Raw genomic sequence first — 22,362 nt, forward strand, 5'->3', positions numbered from 1 at the left:
TCTGTAGGAGGGAAAAGTAAAAAATGCAGACTTTACAGAAACCGGTTTCATTTTTTCGTAAAGGAGTGATGTATGTCTGCTGGCGACAAAATTTCTGTCAGAGAAAAAGTAGGTTACAGCCTGGGGGACGCAGCGAGCCATATTGTATTTGACTCATCCGTGGCTATTCTGGCTTATTTTTATACCGATATATATGGCCTGCCGCCCGCCGTGATGGGGACGATGTTTTTGCTGGTTCGTCTGCTGGATGCGATTACCGATCCGATTATGGGGGCGATTGCGGATGCCACCTCAACCCGCTGGGGGCGCTTTCGTCCTTGGCTGCTGGCGATATGCGTCCCCTTTGCGGTGAGCTGCGTGCTGGTTTATTCCATTCCATCTTTCTCTGACTCGGGAAAAATTGTTTACGCCGTGGCGGCATATATATTCATGACACTGATGTATACCGCGATAAATATCCCTTACTGCTCGCTGGGCGCGGCGCTGACCTCCGATCCGCGCGAGAGTCTCTCGCTGCAATCCTGGCGTTTCGCTATCACGCCGATCGGCGGGGCGCTCGGTACCGCGTTTATTTTACCGCTGGCTGATCTTCTTTATCCGGGCGATCGGGCGACGGGTATTCAGGTCTCCATGGCGATATTTGGCGTTATAGGCTGCCTGATGTTTGTCGTCTGTTTCGCGACCACTAAAGAGCGCGTTCAGCCGATTAAAGAAGAAAATCTGAATATTGCCCGCGATGTGAAAATTCTTTTCCGCAACGATCAGTGGCGTATTCTTTCCGTTTACAATTTTATGATGCTGGTCGCCGTGGTGATTCGCGGCGGGGCGGTGGTATATTACGTCAATAGCGTGCTGAATAAAGGTGCGGACGTTATTACACTATTCATGCTCGGCGGGATGTTTGCCTCCATGCTGGGTTCGGTGCTGGCAAAACCGTTTGGTACGCGTTTCTGTAAGGTCAGACTCTCTTTCTGGATTAATCTCGTCACCGCTGCGCTGGGGGTCGTGTGCTTTATTGTACCGGTGCAGTATTGGCTTCTGGTGCTTGGGGTCCATATTCTGATCTCCATTATTCAGGGCGGTAACGGCGCGCTGCAGTGGTCGATGATTACCGATGTGAACAACTACGGCGAATGGAAAACCCAGCGGCGTATTACCGGTATGAACGTTGCGGCCAATATCTTTGTGATAAAACTGGGCGTCGCCGTCGGTGGGGCGATCCTTGGCTGGATATTAGCCTATTACCATTACGCCGCTAACACCACGGTACAGCCGGCTTCCGCCGTACAGGGGGTGGTGCTGTTATTCACGCTGGTACCTTCTGTTTTTTATGTTCTTACCGCAGTCTCTATTAAATTCTATGGCTTAACTGAAAATAGAATGAACGGCATCGTTGATGATTTGAAAAACGGAACTTTTGCTGAATCCTGATTAAACACTAAAAAAGTGCAAGGGCTATCTGATTTATTGCCTCCGGATAGCCCTGTGGTATCCGGGATGACATATACAATAACGTAATTAGGGATGTTAAAAATGAAAGTGAAATATATCGCTCTGGTTATGAGTGCCGTATTTTCTGGCGGTCTGCTGGCCGCCCAAAATAATAACTCTGTGGATATTGAAAAACGGTTAGCACAGCTTGAACAGCGTTTAATTAACGCTGAACAGCGGGCCGCCGATGCGGAAGCGAAAATTCAGACGCTAACCCAGCAGCAGAACGTGGCGGCGAAAAATGCGCCAACCGTGAAGGTCGAGTCTGCGGAGCCCGTCGCACCGGGCGCGGCGCCAACGAAACTGACGCTCTCTGGCTATGGGGATATCAAGTTTTACGGCGATGTCGAATTCAACATGGACGGCGCCAGCAGCAGCGGTAGCCTGACGTCGGTAAAAACCTCTTCGAATAAAAACTGGGCGCCGGGTACTAAAGAACGTTGGGATATTAACGGCCGTATTCTGCTGGGCTTCGATGGTATGCGCAAAATGGATAACGGCAATTTCGCCGGTTTCTCCGCCCAGCCGCTGGCCGATATGACCGGTAAGATGAACCTTGATGATGCGGTATTCTTCTTTGGCCGGGAAGATGACTGGAAGGTCAAAGTTGGTCGTTTCGAAGCCTACGATATGTTCCCGCTGAATCAGGATACGTTTGTCGAATACTCCGGCAACACGGCTAACGACCTTTATAGCGATGGCTACGGCTATATTTACATGATGAAAGAGGGCCGCGGCCGTAGCAGCAGCGGTGGCAACTTCCTGCTCAGTAAAACGATAGATAACTGGTATTTCGAACTTAATAATCTGGTGGAAAATGGCAGCACGCTGTTCCGGGACTCCAGCTATCATGGCAATAACCTGGAAAATGAGAAAAACGTTGCCTATTTACGTCCGGTGATTGCGTGGAATAGCGGTCGCTTCTCTACCGCCGTCGCGATGGAAAAGAACGTCGTGAAGAATGCTTACGGTTATTACGACAATCGCGGCAGTTGGATCGACCAGTCGGACCGCACCGGCTATGGCTTGACGATGTCATGGAATGGACAAAAAACCGATCCGGAAGATGGGGTCACCACTAACCTGAACGTGGCCTATATGGATGCCTCCGATGAGAAGGATTTCACCGCAGCTATTAACTCCCTCTGGCATCGTTTTGAACTGGGTTATATCTACGCCCACAACAAAATCGACAAGTTCAACTCGGCTAATTATGTCTCTACTTGCGACGATGGCTGCTGGATCTCCAACGTGGGTGACTACGATATCCACACCATTCACGCGTCGTACCTGTTCCCCAATGTCATGGATATGAAGAACTTCAATATCTACCTTGGCGCTTACGCCTCGTGGATTGAAGCGAAACCAACGGATGGCGACAAACATGAAGACTCCCGCTACGGCGGCCGTCTTCGCTTCAAATATTTCTTCTGATCAAAGCCGAGCCCGCATTGCGCGGGCTCTGGTCATGATGCCATTACGCCTCCTGCGGAGGCTCGAGTTAACAGGACAACACCATGTATGACAGTAAAGCGGGGACCCCGCTGGAAGGGTTTGCCGAATTTGCCGCCGCCGCCGCTGCCGAGGGCGCGGTGCTGCTGAGAAACGATCGCGGCATGCTGCCGCTTGACGCTCAGCAGCCGGTTTCGTTATTTGGCCGTACGCAAATTGACTACTATCGTAGCGGTACCGGCTCGGGCGGGGCGGTAAACGTGGTGAGCCGAACCACCTTGTTGCAGGCCATGCGCGCGCGCAGCGGGGAGAAGCTCAATGAGCAGCTGGCCGCGCTTTACGAGAGCTGGACGCAACAGCATCCTTTTGACAACGGCGGCGGAGGCTGGGCGGCTGAGCCCTGGTATCAGCAGGAGATGCCGCTGAGCGATGAGCAGATTCGTCAGGCCCGCGCCGTCTCGACCCAGGCGGTGATTGTCCTTGGCCGTACCGCTGGTGAAGATCAGGATAACGCGGATGTTGAAGGCGGATACCGGCTCACGGCCGACGAAATGATGCTGCTACATCAGGTCTGCCGCGAGTTTGACGATGTGGCGGTCGTGCTGAATACCGCCGGGCTTATCGATCTCACATGGGCCGACGATCCGCTGCTGCGTACTCGCATTCGCGCGCTGCTGTACGTGTGGCACGGCGGCGCAGACGGGGCGCAGGCGGCTGCTTCGCTGCTCTATGGTGAGGTAACGCCATCCGGCAAGCTGGTGGGTAGCATCGTCAAATCGCTGGATGACCATCCGGCATCGCCCTGCTGGGGAGCGGAAGCGCAAAACCTCTATCAGGAGGATATCTACGTCGGCTATCGCTACTTTGAAACCTTTTGTCCCCAGCGTCTGCAGTTTCCTTTTGGGTTTGGTCTCTCCTATACCCGCTTCACCCTGCAATCGGCGCGGGCGGAAGCCTTTGGCGACCAGATCAAGGCGACCGTCGCCGTAACCAACGACGGCGCGCGTTTTGCGGGCAAAGAAGTCGTCCAGATTTACCTCCAGGCGCCGCAGGGTGCGCTCGGGAAACCGGCCAGGGCGCTGGTGGCCTTCGCCAAAACCCGCCTGCTGCAGCCGGGTGAAAGCGAAACCTTAACGTTATCGATCCCGCTGGAGCGTTTTGCCTCCCTCGACGATAGCGGGGCTACCGGGCATCCCCATTGCTACGTGATGGAACCCGGACTGTATCGTTTATTGATCGGTAACAGCGTGCGCGATCTACAACCTTTGCCGGTAGACGGAGAGGCAGGGTACACGCAGAAGACTCTGCGGATCCTCTCCCGCCATCAGCAGGTGCTGGCGCCAACGGTACCTTTCGTGCGCATTAGGCCCGCTGGCGATGGCGGCGATGGGCGCTACCAGATCGAATGGGAAGAAGTGCCGCGGCGGAAGATCAACCTGCGCTCGCGTATTGAGGAGCGCCTGCCAGAGAGCATCACTCTCACCGGCAACCAGGGGCTTACCCTCAGCGACGTTGCGGAAGGGCGCGCGACGATGAACGCTTTTGTTGCTCAGCTGTCGGTGGAGGAGCTGGCCTGTCTGGTGCGCGGGGAGGGCATGTGCAGCTACAAAGTCACCCCCGGCGTCGCGTCGGCCTTTGGCGGAGTGGCGGACAGCCTGCTGGAAAAAGGCATTCCGCTGGCGTGTGCCGCCGACGGGCCTTCCGGTATTCGCATGGATAACGGCGCAAAGGCCACTCTGCTGCCCAGCGGTACGCTGCTGGCCTCCAGCTGGGACCCGATACTCGTGGAGCGTTTATACGTGATGGAGGGCAAGGAGCTGCTGCGCAACGGTATCGACCTGCTGCTGGGGCCGGGGATGAACATCCAGCGCCATCCGCTCAACGGGCGCAATTTTGAATATTTTTCCGAAGATCCGCTTATCACCGGGATGATGGCGGCGGCGGTGGTGCGCGGCATTCGCAGCGGCGGCGGCGTGGCGACGCTTAAGCACTTTGCCTGTAATAATCAGGAGTTTGCCAGAGCCACAGCGGACTCGGTAGTGTCGGAGCGCGCGCTGCGTGAAATCTACCTGAAAGGCTTTGAGTACGCGGTGAAATCCGCCGGCGCCAGCGCGGTGATGACCGCCTACAACCCGGTCAACGGTTACCAGGCGGCCTCCAGCTACGATCTCACCACCACCGTACTGCGCGAAGAGTGGGGCTTTCGCGGGATCGTCATGACCGACTGGTGGGCAACGATGAACGATCCCATCGATGGCGGCGCGGCGAGCACCCGCAACACCGCGGCGATGATCCGCGCGCAGAACGATCTCTATATGGTGGTCAATAATAACGGCGCGGAGGTTAACGCTGCCGGTGATAACACCCTGGCGGCGCTGGCAAAAGGGGAACTCACGCTCGGTGAGCTTCAGCGCTGCGCGATAAACATCCTCGATTTTATGCTGCAGACTCAGGCCTTTAAGCATGGGGAGGCGCCCCGGGCGCATGTGATTCACCTGGCGGCAGAACCAGCCTGCGCCGCCGGCTGCGAGGGGGCAATTAAAATCGCCGAGCAGTCGCGTCTGCGCTATGACGAGGACCTGGTGCTGAGCGTTGAACAGGCGGCAGTCTACGATGTGCTGGTCAGCGTGTACGCCGACGGCGCGCCGCTGGCGCAAACCGCCGGCAATCTGCTGCTCAATGACCAGTTCGTGGCAACGATACACACCCACGGCACGCTCGGCCGGGAAATGGTGCAGAAGCTGTGTCGGGTTGCGCTACAGCCGGGGAAATACCGCGTGGGGTTTGACGTTATCAAGCCGGGTCTGGTGGTGGAGTGGCTGGAGCTGAGGCGCGTTAACGACTAACCGTGGCAGACGTTCAGGTCGCGTGCGGCCTCTTCGCGAGCCGTTATCTGGCGACGGATGCGGGCTATCGACCCGCCCGTTAACGCGGGAGCGAACGCCCCAATTTGGTGCGATTCTGGCTGACGGCAGAGCCTGAACAAGCAAAATAACGGGTTATTTTTTATTCAGATAAGCGCGGCGTTACGCTATGCCGCTGCGCTGTGCTACCTGGCATAATTAATGCTTATCTCTCCCGGGGATGACCTCAAAGTGAGTACAACCGGAGGAGACGGCCATGATAAAAATAACGCTTCCTGACGGGCATTATTATGATGAGATGCTTACCGTACAGGGAGAGCAGCGTCAGCACTATAACGCCTGGTGGCAATGGTTTCGCAGTACCGATCAATTCTCTATCCGGCAGAAAAAAGAGCAGGCGGAGCTGCTCTTTCACCGCATCGGCATCACTTTTAACGTCTACGGCGAAGACGAGGGGACCGAACGTCTGATCCCTTTCGACAGCGTGCCGCGCATTATCCCCGCCGGCGAGTGGCAGCGAATCGACTGCGGCATCCGCCAGCGGGTGAAGGCGCTCAACGCCTTTCTTTACGATATTTACCACGATCAAAATATCCTGCGCGCGGGACTGATCCCGGCCGAACAGGTGCTGGCGAATGAACAGTATCAGCCCTGTATGCAGGGGATAAACTTACCCAATAACACCTATGCCCATATCACCGGGGTTGATATGGTGCGCAACAGCGACGGCCAGTATTACGTGCTGGAGGATAATCTCCGCACCCCCTCCGGCGTCTCCTACATGCTGGAAAACCGCAAAATGATGATGCGGCTCTACCCCGAAATGTTCGAACAGCACCGTATTGCGCCGGTAGAACGCTACCCCAGCTATCTGCTGCAAACGCTGCGCGAAAGCTCGCCCGTGGACGACCCGTGCGTGGTGGTGATGACCCCAGGGCGGTTTAACAGCGCCTATTTTGAACACAGCTTTCTGGCCCAGCAGATGGGCGTTGAGCTGGTGGAGAGCGCGGATCTGTTTATTAAAACCGGGGCGGTGTATATGCGCACCACCGAGGGGCCGCGGCGCGTGGACGTTATATACCGGCGGATCGACGATGCGTATCTCGACCCGCTGGCCTTTCGCGCCGACTCTATGCTGGGCGTGCCGGGGCTGCTGTCGGTGTACCGCGCCGGAGGCGTGGTGCTGGCGAATGCCATCGGCACCGGCGTCGCCGACGATAAATCGATCTACCCCTTCGTGCCGGAGATGATCCGTTTCTATCTGGGCGAGCAACCGATCCTCAGCAATATTCCCACTTGGCAATGCCGTAAAGCGGAAGATCTCAGCTACGTGCTGAGCCATCTTGAGCTGATGGTCGTGAAGGAGGTTCACGGCGCGGGCGGCTACGGCATGCTGGTCGGTCCGCGCTCGACCAAAGAGGAGCGCGAAGCGTTTCGTCAGCGTCTGCTGGCAAACCCGGCCAACTATATCGCCCAGGACACCCTGGCGCTGTCAACCTGCCCGACCTTTATAGAAGAGGGGCTGGCGCCGCGCCATATCGATCTCCGGCCCTTTGTCCTTTCCGGTCAGGAGATCCGCCTGGTTCCCGGCGGCCTGACGCGGGTGGCGCTAACCGAAGGCTCGCTGGTGGTGAACTCGTCGCAGGGCGGCGGAACCAAGGATACCTGGGTGATGGAGGAGGACGAATCATGTTAAGCCGCACAGCGAGTGAACTCTTCTGGATGGCGCGCTATCTTGAGCGCGCAGAAAGCTATGCCCGGGTGCTGGACGTGACCTGGAAGCTGTCGATGATCCCCCGCCATAGCCAGCAGTCGCGGGATTTAGCCTTGCCGCTAAATCTATCGCTGACCCACGAGCTGTTTCAGGCCCGGCACGCGCGTTTCACCATGAGCAACCTGCTTAATTTTTTCGCCCTCGACGGCAACAACCCGTACAGCATTTTTAGCTGCGTCGAGATGGCGTGGAACAACGCCCACGCGGTGCGCGGCAGCCTGTCGGCGGAAGTGTGGGAAAGCATCAACGCCACGCGTATTGAGCTGCGAAAACTGCGCCAGCAGGGGATCGGCGAGCTGGGCAACGACGCTTTCTTTGAGTGGGTAAAAGAGCGGGTTCATCTGTTTCGCGGGGCGATTCTCGGCACGCTGCTGCGTAACGACGCCCTGAGCTTTATCGGTATCGGGACGCTGATCGAACGGGCATCCGCCACCGCCCAGCTGCTGCTGATTAAGGATCAGCAGTTAAACAGCGATCCCGATCCGGTCCGCGAGTATTACCGGCTGGATACGCTGCTTAACGCGGTCAGCGCACGCGAGGCCTATAACAGCATCTACCGCCAGCCGGTCAGCCGCGAAACGGTGATGGAGCTGCTGATCCTGCGCAACGATGTGCCGAGATCGCTGCGAGCGAGCATTTCCGACCTCGTCGGGCAGCTGGAGCAGATTGCCAACGATCGTTCGCACCTGCCGCTGCGCCTGGCGCACCAGCTTAACGTCGACCTGCGTTTTAGCACCCGCGACGATCTGGCGCAGGCTGATTTGCAGGTCACCCTTAATGCACTGCTGGCGCGGATTAACGCGCTTTCCGACAGCATCAGACAAACCTATCTGGAGGCGTTATGAAACTGGTAATCGATCACCTGACCCGCTACGGCTACGATGAAGAAGTGAAGTTTTCAACCCAGTACCTGCGCCTGACGCCGCGCAGCAGCGGTCGGCAGAAGATCACCGCCTGGACATTAACCCTGCCGGACGGTTCCGCCGTCGCCACCACCGACGCGTGGGGCAACGTGCTGCACGTGCTGACGCTGGATAATCCGCATAAAGAGATTACCATCCGCGCCAGCGGGATCGTCGATATCGTGGAAGAGGGGGAAGAGATTGGCGCGGAGCCGCAGGAGCTGCTGTCGCCGCTGGTTTTCTTGCGCTGTACCCCGCTTACCCGCGCTGACGGCCCGATCCGCGAATTTGCCCAGCGCTGGTATCAGCCGGAGGCTCAGGAAGCGAGCCTGAACCGGTTAATGGCCGAGCTGCTGCTGAGAATGCCCTATTCGCCGGGCGCCACCCAGGTACAGGACTCTGCCGCCGACGCGTTCGCGCGATCGAAAGGGGTTTGCCAGGATCACACCCATGTGTTTCTCGCCTGCTGCCGGGCGCTGGCGATCCCGGCGCGCTACGTCAGCGGCTATGTCTACAGCGATAACGCCGAGCATGTCGCTATGCACGCCTGGGCTGAAGTATGGCTGAACGATCGCTGGCAGCCGTTTGATATCACGAACAATACCCGCCGTCTGAATCAGCATTTGCGGCTGGCGACCGGGCTGGACTATCTTGATGCGTGTCCGGTGCGCGGTACCCGCCTCGGCGGCGGCGGAGAAATTTTGTTAACTAACGCTGAGGTGCGCGAGCATTCACAGCAGGCGCAGCAGCAATAACCGCAGGAATGAAACGATGACCTATTGCGTGGCCATGTGTTTGTCAGATGGACTGGTGTTTGCCTCAGACTCCCGCACCAACGCGGGAGTGGACCATATTGCAACGTTTAAAAAACTGCACGTTTTCCATCAGGATGGCGAACGCGTCATGGTCCTGCAGTCTGCGGGCAACCTGGCCACGACTCAGAGCGTGATTAGCCTGCTCAGCGCCCGCATTCGTACCCAGCAGGAACCGAATCTGATGCAGGTGACTTCGTTATACGACGCGGCGATGCTGATCGGCAAAACGTTGCAGGAGGTGATTCAACGCGACGCCAGCAATCAGCAGAACTGCGGCAATACCAACTTCAACTGTAACCTGCTGCTCGGCGGGCAGATCGCCGGGGAAACGCACCGGCTGTTCCATATCTATCCGGAAGGCAACTTTATTGAAGCCACGCGCGACACGCCCTATTTCCAGATTGGCGAGAGTAAATACGGCAAACCGATCATCGACCGGGTCCTGACCATCGATACCCCCCTTGAGCAGGCGATGTGCTGCGCGCTGATCTCGATCGACTCCACCTTGCGCAGCAATCTTTCGGTGGGACTGCCGCTGGACACGCTGCTCTACCGCAGCGGTAGCCTGAGCAGCGCCGGGCAGCATCGGATCACCGAGAACGATCCCTATTTCAATACCATTCGCAAAGCCTGGTCCGAGGGGTTACAAAGCACCTTCCTGCAGCTGCCGCCGTTCACGCCGGGCGGCCAGGATCAGGGGGCGAAATAGCGTCCCGGCGTCATGCCGGTCATGGTGCGGAAAAAGTAGATAAAGGCGCTATCGCTGGCGAAATCAAGCGCCATCGCGGTATCGGTAATCCGCTGCCCGGTAGCCAGCATCTCAACTGCCTTCATTAATCGCCACTGCTGACGCCACTGCTGGTAGGACATACCGGTATCGCGGCGGAACAGGCGGCTGATGGTTTTTTCGCTGGCACCGCAGCGGGCTGCGAGCGTCCCAAGCGCCGGCGGTAGCGCATCGCCGGAAAGCTGCGCCAGCCGTTTATCCTGCGGCAGCGCCAGCATCATCGGCTCCTGGGCGGCGGCGCGAATTTCCGCCTGGCACAGGGCCGCGAGATGCCGCGCCGGCTCGGTTTCCCAGTCGGTATCCCAGGGGCTGGCGCTGATACGCTCTAAGAGTTCGCGCAGCAGTGGCACCACGTTGAGTATCGCCGCCTGCGTTGGCAATTGAGGGTAACGCTGCGGCTGAAACCAGACTGAACGATAATCGACAATATTTTTCATCTCCGCGCGATGGCTGATACCGGCCGGGATCCAGGCGGCGCGTCCCGGCGGAAGCAGGCACAGCAGCGCGCCATCGTCGAGCGTCAAACGTACGCATCCCTGACGGGTAAACAGGATCTGCGCCATCTTATGCTGGTGGCTGCCGGAGTCATGGTTACCCAGCGCCGACTGCACGCCAATCAGGCTTTTTATTAACGCATCCGGATCGAATGCCGCATCAGCGTCAAGCCAGGCCATAATGTCTGATTTCCGATATTTAAAGTCATTATGTTTATAATGTTCGATAAACGGCTTACCTACAATAGCGCCTCTTGTTTATCAGGAGGTAGATATGTTGGGACGTGCCGCGCTGGTACTGGTTACTGCGCTATTGATGTTTCCGCAAATAGCGGAAACGATTTATAGCCCGGCGCTGACCGATATCAGCGCCCGGTTTTCCGTGAGCGCAGCGCAGGCGGCGCAAACGCTCTCCGTATACTTTATCGGTTTTGCCGTCGGCGTTCTGTTGTGGGGCGGATTCAGCGATCGCTACGGTCGGCGCCCGGCCCTGCTGGCGGGGTTAGGTGTCTACGCGGCGGGGTGCCTGCTGGCGCTGTGGGCCAGCGATTTTTCGCTGCTGCTGGTGGCGCGGATCGTCACGGCCGCTGGCGCGGCAACCGGCTCAGTAGTGACGCAGACGGTTCTGCGGGACTGCTATAGCGGGCGGCAGCTGGCGGGGATTTTTTCGTTTATCGGCCTGGCGCTGGCGGTGAGCCCGGCCATCGGGGTCTATATCGGCGGTGGGTTGACCGCCATCTGGGGTATGCGCGGTGTATTCAGCGCGCTGGCGATTTTTGCCGCCGCGCTCCTGCTGGGCTGCCTGTGGTTGATGCCGGAAACGCGCCCGCATAACCTCAGGGGAGGGTCTTTTCTTGACGTGCTGAGGCGGATGGCGGGCGACAGGCGTATCGCTCTGGCGGCAATTCTGGTGGCGGCATTTAACATCAGCCTGTTCAGCTACTACAGTCTGGCTCCCTTTCTGTTCGCCAGATTCGTTCTCGATGCCCTGGCCTTTGGCTACAGCGGCGTGGCGCTTGCCGCGGGTTCGCTGTTCGGCGCGCTGCTTAACCGCCGTCTGCTGCGTCAGAATGTCCCGCTGGGGCAAATGCTCGCGATCGCCTGCATCCTCCACCTGGCGGGCGCTGCCGCCGTGTACGTGCTGCGGGAATCGCTGTGGTTTGTGGCGCCGGTCGCGCTGGTCACCCTCGCGTATGCGATGGCGATCCCGCTGGTTCTGGGATCGGCGCTGAGCGCCTATGGCGACTGTCGGGGCACCGCCGGCGCCATTTTCGGCTTGTTTTATTATCTTCTGATAGGCGCCGGTCTGCTGGCGGCCGGATGGGGGCAATCGCTGGGCGCATCGCTGTTGCTGTGCGCTGGGGTAAGCCTCATCGCCGGGTGGCGCTATATGCACTCGCTCAACGACGCATAAGGCCGATTTCTGGCAAAGCTTAGTGATTTAATTTCTTTGTTATTTAACGCGTTATCTCACATCTTCGGGGGAGCAAAACGATAACGCGAAAAGGTAGCTTCAGGAATGGCAAAAAGCAGATCGGCCTATTTGCATCCGCAGCAGCGCGAGCGGATTCAGCAGTTGTCCCGCAGCTGGCTGTGGCGCAGCGAACTGCCGACCTGGCTACTGATTTTTGCGATCTACGGCGGCTGGTTTGCCTCGCTGGCCTGGTGGCGCGCGCTGGGGCTGTTCCCGGCCACGCTGCTGCTGGTCTGGTTCACCGCCTGGTATATGTCACTGCAGCACGAGCTCATTCACGGCCATCCCACTTCGCGGCCGTGGTTTAATCAACTGCTGGGGACCCTGCCGCTGGCGGTCTGGTACCCATATGGTCTGTATCGCGACTCGCACCTGGCGCACCATAATCATCATCTGCTGACGCAGCCGGTTGACGATCCGGAATCCTACTATTTTACGCCGCAGAGCTGGCAGCATTTTGCCCCCTTGCAGCGCAGTCTTATTCATCTGCGCAATACGTTTATCGGCAGGCTGCTGGTAGCGCCGCTGCTGGATATTGCCCAGACGCTCAGCTGCGCGCTGACGGCGCTGCGTCTTCGGCGGGTGAAGACGCTAGCGATGTGGCTGGTTCACGGCCTGCTGCTGGCGGCGCTGTTCGCGTGGATGCATCACCTTGACTTTTCGCCGCTCTATTTCGTGCTGGCTGTCAGCTATCCTGCGCTGGCGTTAACCAAAGTGCGCTCTTTTCTTGAGCACCGCGCCGCGGACGATCCGCTGGCCCGTTCGGTGATTAACGAGGCGGGGCTGGTCTGGCGGGTGCTGTTCCTCAATCTCAACTACCATTCAGTGCATCACGATTTGCCGGGCGTACCGTGGTACGGGCTGCGAAAAATCTATCTGCATAATCAGGCGGAGTATCAGCGGCGCAACGCCGGGTTTGTGGTGCGCGGCTACGGTGAATGGCTGCGGCATTTTTTTGCCAGACCGGTGACGGTGAATGCGCATCCCGGGTTCAACCAGCAGGGTAAGGCGGATGAAGAGCATGAGTGAAAGGCTGGCGTTTCCGATGTACGCGGTGAATGACGAGGATACTCAGGCGCTCTGGCGGGCGGTGCGGCAGCTGCTGGCGGCTCGCGGCGTGGTGGATGAGGATGGGCTGTCATATACGGTACCTGAGGATCTGCTGGCGCACTGGCGCCATCCGGCGCTGCTGTTGAGCCAGACCTGCGGTTATCCGCTGGTGACGCTGTTGGCGAACGTGCAAACGGTCGGCTGTTTTCACTATTCGGCGCCCGGATGCGAAGGGCGGAACTACCGCAGCCTGCTGGTGGCGCGTGAAGCGGACGGAGGGAAGTCGCTGGCAGATTTTCACGGGCGTCGGGTCGCGTGCAATTCGCCGGATTCCCAGTCCGGCTATAACGTGCTGTTAAAAATGATCGCGCCGCTGTCGCGCGATGGGCGTTTCTTCTCAACGGTCGCGTTTAGCGGCAGCCATCGCCAGTCGCTGCGTGAACTTCAGCAGGGGACGGCGGATATTGCCGCCATTGATTGCGTGACCTGGGCGCTGCTGCAGCGTCATCAGCCGGAGGCGCTGGCGGGGCTGACGGTGATTGCCCATAGCCCGCTGGCCCCGGGGCTACCGCTGATTACGTCGGCGACGACGCCCGCGGCGACGCTGGAGTTGCTCAGAGAGGCATTGCAGCAGCTGGTGAGCGATGAACGCTACCAGCCGCTTTGCGAAGCGCTGTTTATCTGCGGCTACAGCGATATGCGGCGCGCGGACTATCAGCCGCTGCTGGCGTGGCGTGAAGAGGCCGCGGCCAGAGGCGTTGTGCGGCTATAGTTGGCAATTGCCCCGGGCCGCGGCGCAAGCGCCTTGCCCGGGCTACCCGATCGCAGGCGGCTGTGAACCCGTAGCCCGGTCAGCACAGCGCCACCGGGAAGCAAGTCGCAGCGCGGTCAGCGAGTCGAATTCAGGCGTTGACGTCAATTGGCGTAGGGGAGCGTCGGCCCAGCGGGCTGGCGAGCGAAGCGAGTTAAAACGCGCTCGGGCTGACGGCGTCGATCCTCTCTCCGCTAACCGGATGCACGAAATGCAGTTCGCTGGCGTGCAGCATCAGGCGCGGTGCCTGTTCTGTTCCCGGAAGCGCCATGCCGCCGTACAGATCGCAGCCCAGAATAGGGTGGCCAAGGTGCTGGCAGTGAATACGCAACTGATGGGTGCGGCCGGTTTCCGGCGTCAGCTGGACTCGCGTTACCGGCACTTGACCTTGATAGCGCAGGCGCTCCACGACCCGATAGCCGGAGCGGGCAGGTTTGCCGTGGCGCGGGCAAATCGTCATCAGCGGAAACAGCGCCGGATCTTTGGCTATCGGAGCGTCAACGGTTCCTTCATCATCCGCCAGATGCCCGCACAGCAGCGCGCTGTAGACTTTGCTCACCGCACGCTGGCTGAACTGCTGGCAGAGCGCGGCGTTGATGGCCTTGTTGCGCGCAATCACCATCAGCCCGGAGGTGCCGAAATCAAGACGATGCGCCAGCGTGCAGCCGGGAAACTGTTGTACCAGTCGATAATGTACCGAGTCGAGATTCAGGGGATTTTTCCCCGACAGGCTCAGCAGGCCTGAGGGTTTATCGATCAGCAGCAGATGGTCATCCTGGTAGAGGATATCGATTTCAGCGTGGCACGGCGGGGCGATAAAGGTATCGATAACGGTAGACATCAGGCTGCACGGAGAGAGAGTGGAGGCGGATAATAGCGTATTATTCGCCTTCACGCGAGCTATGCGGTGACGGTACTCATGGCCTTAATATGCTGCCAGAAACGTTCGGCGGACTGGTTGAGCCGCGCACCGGAGCGATAAATATAGGCGCCGATCGGCAAGGACAGGCTCTCATCCATTATCGTCAGGCGGCCTTCCTCGAGCTCGCGCTTGATAGAGTATTGCGGCAGCCAGCCCACGCCGTCGCCGTTGAGGATCATACGTTTTAACAGCTCGCTCATTGAGGAGACAAAGGTCAGCGAGAAGGTAATTTCCGGCTTGCGGTCGATCACCTGATTCACCTGTCGTCCCATATAGCTGTCGTTGGCGTATTTCATCAGCGGCAGCACCCCGCGATGCAAATTAAAAAGCGGTCTGCCGTGCTTATCGCAGGGAGAAACGAGGTGCAGCGCTGAGTCGAAAATTTTATGATTGATAAACGGATAGTTCATCAGCTCTTCATTATAAAACGACAGGATAAAATCACTTTTTCCTTCTTTAAGATTAAATACGGCATCGTTGACATTAATCGATTCAACATGAAAAGTTTTATTCTTCCGGTCGGTATAACCGGCGATAATTTCTGGCAGTAATAAAACGGAAAGCGACGGCGCAGCGTCGATTCTTATTTTCTGCGTGGTGTTGTTCAGCCCTTTAATTCGGCTGATCTGGAAGTCCATATCGTCGAGCATATTTCGTGCGTAGCCAACGAAAATCTTCCCGCGGTTGGTCAGCTGCAGCGGGTTTGCCGAACGGTCGAAGATGCTGAAGCCCAGCGAAGACTCAAGCGCCTGAATGCGGCGGCTGAAGGAGGACTGCGAAATATTGCGGCTTTTGGCCGCGAGCGTAAAGCTTCTGGCTTCCTCAAGGGCAATCACATCGTAAAGCCATTTTACTTCAAGATTCGCCAGCACCGATCCATTCCTCATTCCTGCAATAAATGCTATGCAATTTTAGCATAACGCATAGAAACTATGCAATTAACATACTTACCTACAGGTGTTAACATTTTTAGCAGAGTTAGCTTATGAGGTATACGTGCCAACGATATTTCTAAAGTACAGGCGAAACCCTACACGAGCACGATTTTAAATCGCCGGCTCTGGTCTGTTCATCCTGGTTATTTAATTGCACGATGGTTTTTTTATTAAAATAAATCCATCTGCTTAACTGACGGGTTGAAATAACCGAATAGCATCTTATCCAGCCAATAGTTTGTCAGGAGTGCCATGTCACGTATTGAATCAGTAAAAGACGCTCTTCTTGCGCTCGGAATTCAGGAAAGCAGCGAGCTGTTTTATAACCCCGATTACGACTTGCTGATTGCGCATGAAACCAGTGCAGAGCTCACCGGCGCGGCGCGCGGCGTCATGACCGAGTCCGGTGCCGTTGCCGTGGATACCGGGATCTTTACCGGACGCTCTCCGCGCGACAAATATATCGTCAGAGACGAGCTGACGCGTGACACCGTCTGGTGGTCCGATTCCGGCCTTGGCCGCAACGATAATAAGCCGTTATCCACGGAGATTTGGGCTGACCTGAAGACGCTGGTTGCCGGACAGCTGAGCGGCAAAAAATTGTATGTTGTCGATGCCTGGTGCGGCGCCAGTCCGGCAACGCGCCTGGGCGTCCGCTTCGTCACCGAAGTGGCCTGGCAGGCGCACTTCGTCAAAAACATGTTTATTGCGCCGAGCGCGGAAGAGCTGGCTGAATTTACGCCGGACTTCGTCGTCCTCAACGGCGCGGGCTGCACCAACGACAAATGGCAGGAACAAGGGCTGAATTCCGAGAACTTTGTCGCCTTTAACCTGAGCGAAAAAATTCAGCTGATCGGCGGCACCTGGTACGGCGGCGAAATGAAGAAGGGTCTCTTCTCGGTGATGAACTATCTGCTCCCGCAGCAGGGGATCGCCTCGATGCACTGTTCAGCTAACCGCGGCGAAGCGGGAGACGTGGCGCTCTTCTTTGGTCTGTCAGGCACCGGCAAAACCACGCTTTCCACCGACCCGCTGCGTCAGCTGATCGGCGATGACGAGCACGGCTGGGACGATGAAGGCGTGTTTAACTTCGAAGGCGGCTGCTATGCCAAGACCATTAATCTTGACCCGCATGCCGAACCGGAAATTTACGGCGCGATTCGTCGTAACGCGCTGCTGGAAAACGTGGTGGTCAGAGCCGATGGCAGCGTGGATTACGCCGACGGCAGTAAGACTGAAAATACCCGCGTTTCTTATCCGCTGTCGCATATTGACAACATCGTGAAACCGGTATCGCGCGCGGGCCATCCGTCGAAGGTCATTTTTCTTGCCGCCGATGCTTTTGGCGTGCTGCCGCCGGTATCCCGTCTGACAACCGAGCAGATGCAGTATCATTTCCTGTCGGGTTTTACCTCGAAGCTGGCCGGAACCGAGCGCGGCATTACTCAGCCCACGCCAACCTTCTCCGCCTGCTATGGCGCGGCCTTCCTGCTGCTGCACCCGACGCAGTATGCCAGCGTTCTGGCTGCGAAAATGGCGGCATCGGGCGCCGAGGCCTGGCTGGTGAATACCGGCTGGAACGGAGAGGGCAAGCGCCTTTCGCTACGCGATACGCGCAATATCATCAGCGCGATCTTAAACGGCACTACCGGCGAGCTGCGCGAGGAGACGGTCCCTGTGTTCGGTCTGTCTATTCCGCAAACCGTGCCAGGCGTGGATAGCGCGCTGCTTGACCCGCGTAGCGGCTGGTCTTCCGCCGACAAATGGCAGGAGAAGGCCGAAAGCCTGGCGCAGTTGTTTATGGATAACTTCAGGCAATATAGCGATACCGAAGCCGGCGCCCGCCTGGCGTTAGCCGGTCCGACGCTGACAAAATCAGCCGTCACGGCCTAAGGCATTTTTTCAGCGACCAACCCGGGCAGCCGCCCGGGTTTTTTACGTTAGCCATCGCCGGGTGAATGGCGCAGGAACTTGACTCTGCCTGTTTAGCGATTATAAATAAAGGGATGCAGGGCTCAGGATTGGGTCAAAATAACCTCATGGCATTATTGTTATGAGAATTATCCTGGTAACCCCGCTGCGATGATCCCTCGATACGCTGATATCGATAAATAAAGGAATGACTATGAAACTCTGGAGTAAAACGCTAATCGCTTCTGCCGTATGCTTATTTCTTGCCGGCTGTGATGATTCCTCAAAGGTTGATGCTAATCTGGATAAAGCAAAAGATAACGCCCAACAAATTAAAGAGGCGGCGTCCGATAAAGCCGACGCCATTAAGGATGAAGCTGATAAACACATTGATGCAATAAAAAAACAGGCGGCGGACGAGGCCAACAATCTCAGCAGCCAGGCCTCCAGCATCAAGGCGGAGGCGGATAAAAAAGCGGAAGCAATTGCTCAGCAGGCCCAGGCCCAGGCTGATGCCGTCAAGCAGGATGCCCGGCAGAAAAGCGACCAAATCGTGCAGGAAGCTGGCAAAATTAAAGACAGCGCGATTGTTGATGCCAATAATCTGGCCAACGATGCGGCGAATAAAACAAAAGAAATTAAAGAGAGTATCGCTCCCGCTAAAACCGCAGAAGATGCGGCCAATGCTAACCAGCAGACATCACACTGATTATTTTTCGCCCTCCAGCCTTATGCCAACATTATCTTCAGCGCGTTGGTTCGCTGAAGATAATGTGGATTCTGCCTTTTACTTGTGGGTCACCCAGACGAGTTTATCGACCGGGAAGCCCAACTTCCGCGCAATGCTCACATACTCCTGCTTCACGGAGTCAGGGATGGTCGGCGTGCGCGACAGGATCCACAGATAGCCGCGATCGGGGCCGCTGACCAGTGCATATTGATACTGGCTATCCAGCGCGATCACGTTATAGCCACCGTAAAACGGGCCAAAAAAGGAGACTTTCAGCGCCGCAGTATCAGGAGCGCCGGTGAAATAAGCTTTACCCTCGCTCTCGTTCCATTTTTGTTTCTGCGGATCGTAACCACGGTTAACTACGCTAATGCCGCCATCGCTGCGTTGACCGTAGGTCGCGGTGACCTGCTCCAGGCCGCGTTCGAAACGATTTTCAAGGCGGGCAACTTCATACCATTTGCCCAGATACCGACTCGCGTCAAAGTCGCTTATGGGCTGGACACCTTTGGGTGGCGTGGGGGATTTACAGGCGACAAGGGTTAATGCGATAGCAACGCCAGTCAGAACAGGCCATATCTTCATGTGAAGTCCTTTTGTGAACGCAGGAACAGGAAGTATAGCGCAGGCTTATTCTTTTCCCGATCGTTGAGGTTATATTCAGAAAAATCTATCGTCCCCGGGACGAATAGCATTCTGCGCTTGTTTCCATAACCGCGTTTATCACGAAAAATTGAATATATTTTCACAGCCCAGCTGCTAACGTTTAATTGTTATTATCCGCAACAGGAAAACATTGTGAAAAAATTATCCGGTCTGGTTCTGTTATCTGCTATGTCTTTCATCCCCGCAGCGTTTAGTGCTCCCACCGGGACGCTCAGCGTACATATTCTCAATCAGCAAACCGGGCTGCCTTCCTCGGGCGTGACGGTGACCCTGGAAAAACAGCAGGCGAATAAATGGACCGAGCTTGCAAGCGGCGTAACCGACAACGATGGCCGAATTAAATCGCTGTATCCGGCAGAAGGGGATATGCAGCCGGGGATTTACAAAGTGACCTTCAAAACCGGCGATGACTTCAATAAGCAGAAACTGGCCTCATTTTTCCCGGAGATCCCGGTTCTCTTTACCGTGACGCGCACCAATGAAAAGCTACATATTCCTTTGCTGCTCAGCCAGTATGGCTATTCCACCTATAAAGGCAGCTGATCGCTCGCAATAAACACGCTTTACCTCACGCCATAAAAAACAAAAGCCTGCTTACAAGCAGGCTTTTATCTGACGACTTTCGGTAGCGCGCCGTGCTTATTGGTTTTGCTGGAGGATCCTTAAAAAGTCCGCTTTATTGGCAATCAATGACAGCGCTCTGGCGATAACTTCATCGCTAAAGATTGACGCGACTTCTCTTAGCACATCAATGTGCTCACTCTCTTTAGCAATCACGCCAATGGCAATGAACATGACGTTATTTCTGTCCCAGATTACGCCGTCAGGGAACTGATAAATCTCAACGCCGGTTTTAACTATGATGTTTGTGGCTGATTTAGGCAGATGCGGCAGCGTAATGCCGTTACCTAAAAAGGTGGAGACCTGGCGCTCTCTTTCAGCAAGAAAGGCCACGCAATCTTCACTGACATAACCCCTGGCCTTAAAGTCAGCGCCAATCATCGCCAGCACTTCCGCTTTATTTTTCGCCCGGCATGACAGATGAAGATTATCTTGCGTAATGTTATCGATCATAATCCGCTTTCCTTTGTTGCTGCATTGAGTCGTGCTGAAGATTTATTGGCCGACAGCTCTTCTTCCAGCTGCTCCAGCGATTTATTTGATGTTTCAGGTAGCGCCGTGACGACAAAAATAATCGCCATGTAGTTAATCGCGGCAAAAATCAGGAACACCGGGCCTAACCCGAGCTTGGCCTGCAATAATGGGAACAGATAGCTGACGATGGCGTTCATCACCCACATGAAAAATACCGATATGCCCATCGACAGTCCGCGGAACTTGAGCGGAAAGAGTTCCGCCAGCACCACCCAGGTGATAAAGCCCATCGTCCCCTGCATTACGCCAACGAACATCGCGCCGAGCAGCCAGATGGCCGTGGCTTTGATGTCGCCGACCAGGGTGTAGTCTACGCCGGCAATGATAAGGTGCAGGGTAGCCATGATCGCGAAACCATAAATAATGATGGTTTTACGCTTAAAACGATCGACCAGGAACAGAACGCCAAATAACATGCCGCCGACGGAGAACACGCCATTGAGTACGTTGCAGATGAGGGAGGTTCTTTCGGAGAATCCGGCGCTGCTCAGGATCTCAGTGCCATAGTACATAATGACGTTGACCCCGGTGGTCTGCTGCAGCGCCGCCCAAATCACCCCTACCAGCAGGAGTTTGAAAATCCATGGCGTCTGAAGGATGGTGATAAAGGCGTTTTGCGAATGGAGCTTTTTATCGGCTTCGGCCTTAATTAAGGTGGTGATATCGTTGAATTCTTTGGTTGCGCGTTCAAGCGGGCGGATTTGCTTTAAAATTTCCAGCGCTTCTTCATGGCGGTTTTTGCTAACGAGCCAGCGAGGGCTTTCCGGCGAACGCAGCATGCCGATAAACAGGCAGATAGCGGGAATGGTCTGTACCATCAGCATATAGCGCCAGACGTCGGGCAGATGGCCCCAGAGGATGCCAATAATGGCGTTGATGGCAAATGCGGCTAACTGGCCGATGACAATCGCGACTTCATTTAAGCCAGTGAGTTTTCCGCGCATTTCCGTTGGCGCGACTTCAGATATAAAGGTGGGGGCGGTGACCGAAGCGCCGCCGACGGCATAGCCGAGGATGAAACGTGAAATAAGCAGTACGGTGATATCTGGCGCCAGAGCGGACATCAGTGCGCCGATGAAAAAAATAAAGGATAAAAAAAGCAGGTATTTTCTTCTGCCAAAGAAATCGGCGAATTTTCCCCCGAACACGCTGCCTAGCGCAGCGCCGATCAGCAATACGCTCATGACCAGACCTTCAGTGGTCGGCGTCAACGCCATATATTGTTTCAGAGAGGAAAATGCGCCATTAATAACGCCGGTGTCATAACCGAATAACAGGCCGCCAAATGTCGCAACCAGGGTTATCTGGTGTAGTCGTTTTCTCTGCTGTAGGTTCAGATTCATAATAAGAGACATTTTTATACCTTTTGTTTTGATTAACGGCACGAGATAAAAACGTGTCATCCCATCCCCGTCATGGCCTGCCTTTGCGCCAGGCGAAGCACGGTCGGGATGAAATAATTTTTTGTTCTTAGTGCAACTATTTAGCGCGATTGCTATGCGCTAAATAAAACCGATCAAAGAGGTTTCTTTTTGATTAATGATGAATCATCGGTAGATGCGGGGCTGGGTCCTCCGGGATGGTCGACGTTCAGAAAGTCCCCGGCAGCGTGAGGGTGGAAAAGGGGTGGGCCAATATAAACGGTTCTGATAAATCCTGATCTCACTTCCTTCATTGCATCCTCCGGGGGGTTAGGATTTCTGCTGCGCCATTAAGGCGGGCAGAGTGCGTTTAGTGAGACGTTATTATTGACGTAATAAGTGAAATAAAAATGCAAACAGATCACATTTTGAAAGTTTTGTTTCGAGTGTGTTTTGTGAGGCAAGTGTAGCAGCCTTGTTTATACAAGGGCTTTGTTTATAATCATCTGATATATAGAGTAATTTTTTAGCTTGCAAATGGGGGGTGTAGCTATCAGTATGCCGATGTATTGTTAAAATTATGATATATATCACATTTGTTTACCGCATATTTTATGGAACTTAAATTCCATTATTGAAATTATTTTAATTTTTATTCGAAATTTGATGGCAAAAAGCTGCTGCCGTGGCGAGCGTTAACATTCACGGCTTAATCTCCTGAGTCCGCTTTTTGACCGCAAGCGAAGGCTGATATCTATGTATGTCGTC

At 55.8% G+C, this 22,362-nt stretch carries 19 protein-coding genes; 13 read left to right on the forward strand and 6 right to left on the reverse strand.

All coding sequences use genetic code 11. From position 1 onward, the window contains the following. Positions 1–72: 72 nt before the first annotated feature. From ABLV75_RS24650 to ABLV75_RS24680, 7 genes are all read left to right on the forward strand, one after another. Positions 73–1,431, forward strand: coding sequence for a glycoside-pentoside-hexuronide (GPH):cation symporter (locus ABLV75_RS24650; RefSeq protein ID WP_004103224.1), 1,359 nt, complete (start codon positions 73–75; stop codon positions 1,429–1,431). A gap of 102 nt (positions 1,432–1,533) precedes the next feature. Further along, complete coding sequence (locus ABLV75_RS24655) at positions 1,534–2,925, forward strand: carbohydrate porin (RefSeq protein WP_004103222.1); 1,392 nt, start codon at positions 1,534–1,536, stop codon at positions 2,923–2,925. Between the two features lie 83 nt (positions 2,926–3,008). Beyond that, on the forward strand, positions 3,009–5,789 hold the full coding sequence (locus tag ABLV75_RS24660) for a glycoside hydrolase family 3 N-terminal domain-containing protein (protein WP_348855199.1): 2,781 nt from the start codon (positions 3,009–3,011) through the stop codon (positions 5,787–5,789). Between the two features lie 274 nt (positions 5,790–6,063). Continuing rightward, positions 6,064–7,503 (forward strand): circularly permuted type 2 ATP-grasp protein, encoded by a 1,440-nt coding sequence (locus ABLV75_RS24665; RefSeq protein WP_004103218.1) that lies wholly within the window; start codon positions 6,064–6,066, stop codon positions 7,501–7,503. After that, positions 7,497–8,426, forward strand: a complete 930-nt coding sequence (locus ABLV75_RS24670) for an alpha-E domain-containing protein (RefSeq protein ID WP_004103215.1) — start codon at positions 7,497–7,499, stop codon at positions 8,424–8,426. Before ABLV75_RS24665 ends, ABLV75_RS24670 begins: the two co-directional genes overlap by 7 nt. Beyond that, on the forward strand, positions 8,423–9,238 hold the full coding sequence (locus ABLV75_RS24675; RefSeq protein ID WP_004103213.1) for a transglutaminase family protein: 816 nt from the start codon (positions 8,423–8,425) through the stop codon (positions 9,236–9,238). The genes ABLV75_RS24670 and ABLV75_RS24675 overlap by 4 nt, the downstream gene beginning before the upstream one ends. 16 nt (positions 9,239–9,254) lie before the next feature. Further along, on the forward strand, positions 9,255–10,007 hold the full coding sequence (locus ABLV75_RS24680) for a proteasome-type protease (protein ID WP_004103211.1): 753 nt from the start codon (positions 9,255–9,257) through the stop codon (positions 10,005–10,007). Here ABLV75_RS24680 and ABLV75_RS24685 read toward each other — a convergent pair. Continuing rightward, positions 9,992–10,759, reverse strand: a complete 768-nt coding sequence (locus ABLV75_RS24685; RefSeq protein WP_004103208.1) for a helix-turn-helix transcriptional regulator — start codon at positions 10,757–10,759, stop codon at positions 9,992–9,994. The genes ABLV75_RS24680 and ABLV75_RS24685 overlap by 16 nt on opposite strands. A gap of 94 nt (positions 10,760–10,853) precedes the next feature. Here ABLV75_RS24685 and ABLV75_RS24690 point away from each other — a divergent pair, with 94 nt between their 5' ends. The 3 genes from ABLV75_RS24690 (at position 10,854) to ABLV75_RS24700 (ending at position 13,875) form a co-directional block, all read left to right on the forward strand. Continuing rightward, a complete protein-coding gene (locus ABLV75_RS24690; protein WP_004103206.1) occupies positions 10,854–11,993 on the forward strand; it encodes a multidrug effflux MFS transporter in 1,140 nt (379 codons plus the stop codon). Positions 11,994–12,098: 105 nt separating this feature from the next. Next, a complete protein-coding gene (locus ABLV75_RS24695) occupies positions 12,099–13,082 on the forward strand; it encodes a fatty acid desaturase (protein ID WP_004103204.1) in 984 nt (327 codons plus the stop codon). Further along, a complete protein-coding gene (locus ABLV75_RS24700) occupies positions 13,075–13,875 on the forward strand; it encodes a PhnD/SsuA/transferrin family substrate-binding protein (protein WP_032704698.1) in 801 nt (266 codons plus the stop codon). The genes ABLV75_RS24695 and ABLV75_RS24700 overlap by 8 nt, the downstream gene beginning before the upstream one ends. 193 nt (positions 13,876–14,068) lie before the next feature. On the opposite strand, the gene ABLV75_RS24705 is transcribed toward ABLV75_RS24700, so the two are convergent. Further along, positions 14,069–14,755, reverse strand: a complete 687-nt coding sequence (locus tag ABLV75_RS24705) for an RluA family pseudouridine synthase (protein ID WP_004103197.1) — start codon at positions 14,753–14,755, stop codon at positions 14,069–14,071. 59 nt (positions 14,756–14,814) lie between these two features. After that, positions 14,815–15,708: a LysR substrate-binding domain-containing protein gene (locus ABLV75_RS24710; protein ID WP_004103196.1), complete on the reverse strand. Its 894-nt coding sequence runs from the start codon at positions 15,706–15,708 to the stop codon at positions 14,815–14,817. A gap of 315 nt (positions 15,709–16,023) precedes the next feature. Here ABLV75_RS24710 and pckA point away from each other — a divergent pair, with 315 nt between their 5' ends. Together pckA and ABLV75_RS24720 are read left to right on the forward strand one after the other, a co-directional pair. Beyond that, the gene (gene pckA / locus ABLV75_RS24715; protein WP_004103194.1) at positions 16,024–17,664 is read left to right on the forward strand and encodes a phosphoenolpyruvate carboxykinase (ATP); all 1,641 of its coding nucleotides are present in this window, start codon (positions 16,024–16,026) and stop codon (positions 17,662–17,664) included. A gap of 232 nt (positions 17,665–17,896) precedes the next feature. Continuing rightward, a complete protein-coding gene (locus tag ABLV75_RS24720; protein WP_004103192.1) occupies positions 17,897–18,391 on the forward strand; it encodes a hypothetical protein in 495 nt (164 codons plus the stop codon). A gap of 78 nt (positions 18,392–18,469) precedes the next feature. On the opposite strand, the gene ABLV75_RS24725 is transcribed toward ABLV75_RS24720, so the two are convergent. After that, positions 18,470–18,997, reverse strand: a complete 528-nt coding sequence (locus ABLV75_RS24725) for a lipocalin family protein (RefSeq protein WP_004103190.1) — start codon at positions 18,995–18,997, stop codon at positions 18,470–18,472. Positions 18,998–19,210: 213 nt separating this feature from the next. Here ABLV75_RS24725 and uraH point away from each other — a divergent pair, with 213 nt between their 5' ends. Beyond that, positions 19,211–19,621 (forward strand): hydroxyisourate hydrolase, encoded by a 411-nt coding sequence (gene uraH / locus ABLV75_RS24730; RefSeq protein ID WP_004103189.1) that lies wholly within the window; start codon positions 19,211–19,213, stop codon positions 19,619–19,621. A 96-nt stretch (positions 19,622–19,717) separates the two neighbouring features. Here the strand turns inward: uraH and ABLV75_RS24735 are convergent, their stop codons facing one another. Together ABLV75_RS24735 and ABLV75_RS24740 are read right to left on the reverse strand one after the other, a co-directional pair. After that, positions 19,718–20,152, reverse strand: a complete 435-nt coding sequence (locus tag ABLV75_RS24735; RefSeq protein WP_004103186.1) for a PTS sugar transporter subunit IIA — start codon at positions 20,150–20,152, stop codon at positions 19,718–19,720. Continuing rightward, the gene (locus ABLV75_RS24740) at positions 20,149–21,588 is read right to left on the reverse strand and encodes a sugar porter family MFS transporter (RefSeq protein ID WP_004103185.1); all 1,440 of its coding nucleotides are present in this window, start codon (positions 21,586–21,588) and stop codon (positions 20,149–20,151) included. The genes ABLV75_RS24735 and ABLV75_RS24740 overlap by 4 nt, the downstream gene beginning before the upstream one ends. Positions 21,589–22,362 lie beyond the last annotated feature (774 nt).

The organism is Klebsiella sp. CN_Kp066 (assembly GCF_040065135.1).
Classification (GTDB): domain Bacteria; phylum Pseudomonadota; class Gammaproteobacteria; order Enterobacterales; family Enterobacteriaceae; genus Klebsiella; species Klebsiella oxytoca.

Bases quoted from the DNA above. Each gene is read 5' to 3' on its own strand.
- ABLV75_RS24650 (WP_004103224.1), top strand. From the start codon at position 73: ATGTCTGCTGGCGACAAAATTTCTGTCAGAGAAAAAGTAGGTTACAGC.
- ABLV75_RS24655 (WP_004103222.1), top strand. From the start codon at position 1,534: ATGAAAGTGAAATATATCGCTCTGGTTATGAGTGCCGTATTTTCTGGC.
- ABLV75_RS24660 (WP_348855199.1), top strand. From the start codon at position 3,009: ATGTATGACAGTAAAGCGGGGACCCCGCTGGAAGGGTTTGCCGAATTT.
- ABLV75_RS24665 (WP_004103218.1), top strand. From the start codon at position 6,064: ATGATAAAAATAACGCTTCCTGACGGGCATTATTATGATGAGATGCTT.
- ABLV75_RS24670 (WP_004103215.1), top strand. From the start codon at position 7,497: ATGTTAAGCCGCACAGCGAGTGAACTCTTCTGGATGGCGCGCTATCTT.
- ABLV75_RS24675 (WP_004103213.1), top strand. From the start codon at position 8,423: ATGAAACTGGTAATCGATCACCTGACCCGCTACGGCTACGATGAAGAA.
- ABLV75_RS24680 (WP_004103211.1), top strand. From the start codon at position 9,255: ATGACCTATTGCGTGGCCATGTGTTTGTCAGATGGACTGGTGTTTGCC.
- ABLV75_RS24685 (WP_004103208.1), bottom strand. From the start codon at position 10,759: ATGGCCTGGCTTGACGCTGATGCGGCATTCGATCCGGATGCGTTAATA.
- ABLV75_RS24690 (WP_004103206.1), top strand. From the start codon at position 10,854: ATGTTGGGACGTGCCGCGCTGGTACTGGTTACTGCGCTATTGATGTTT.
- ABLV75_RS24695 (WP_004103204.1), top strand. From the start codon at position 12,099: ATGGCAAAAAGCAGATCGGCCTATTTGCATCCGCAGCAGCGCGAGCGG.
- ABLV75_RS24700 (WP_032704698.1), top strand. From the start codon at position 13,075: ATGAGTGAAAGGCTGGCGTTTCCGATGTACGCGGTGAATGACGAGGAT.
- ABLV75_RS24705 (WP_004103197.1), bottom strand. From the start codon at position 14,755: ATGTCTACCGTTATCGATACCTTTATCGCCCCGCCGTGCCACGCTGAA.
- pckA (WP_004103194.1), top strand. From the start codon at position 16,024: ATGTCACGTATTGAATCAGTAAAAGACGCTCTTCTTGCGCTCGGAATT.
- ABLV75_RS24720 (WP_004103192.1), top strand. From the start codon at position 17,897: ATGAAACTCTGGAGTAAAACGCTAATCGCTTCTGCCGTATGCTTATTT.
- ABLV75_RS24725 (WP_004103190.1), bottom strand. From the start codon at position 18,997: ATGAAGATATGGCCTGTTCTGACTGGCGTTGCTATCGCATTAACCCTT.
- ABLV75_RS24735 (WP_004103186.1), bottom strand. From the start codon at position 20,152: ATGATCGATAACATTACGCAAGATAATCTTCATCTGTCATGCCGGGCG.
- ABLV75_RS24740 (WP_004103185.1), bottom strand. From the start codon at position 21,588: ATGTCTCTTATTATGAATCTGAACCTACAGCAGAGAAAACGACTACAC.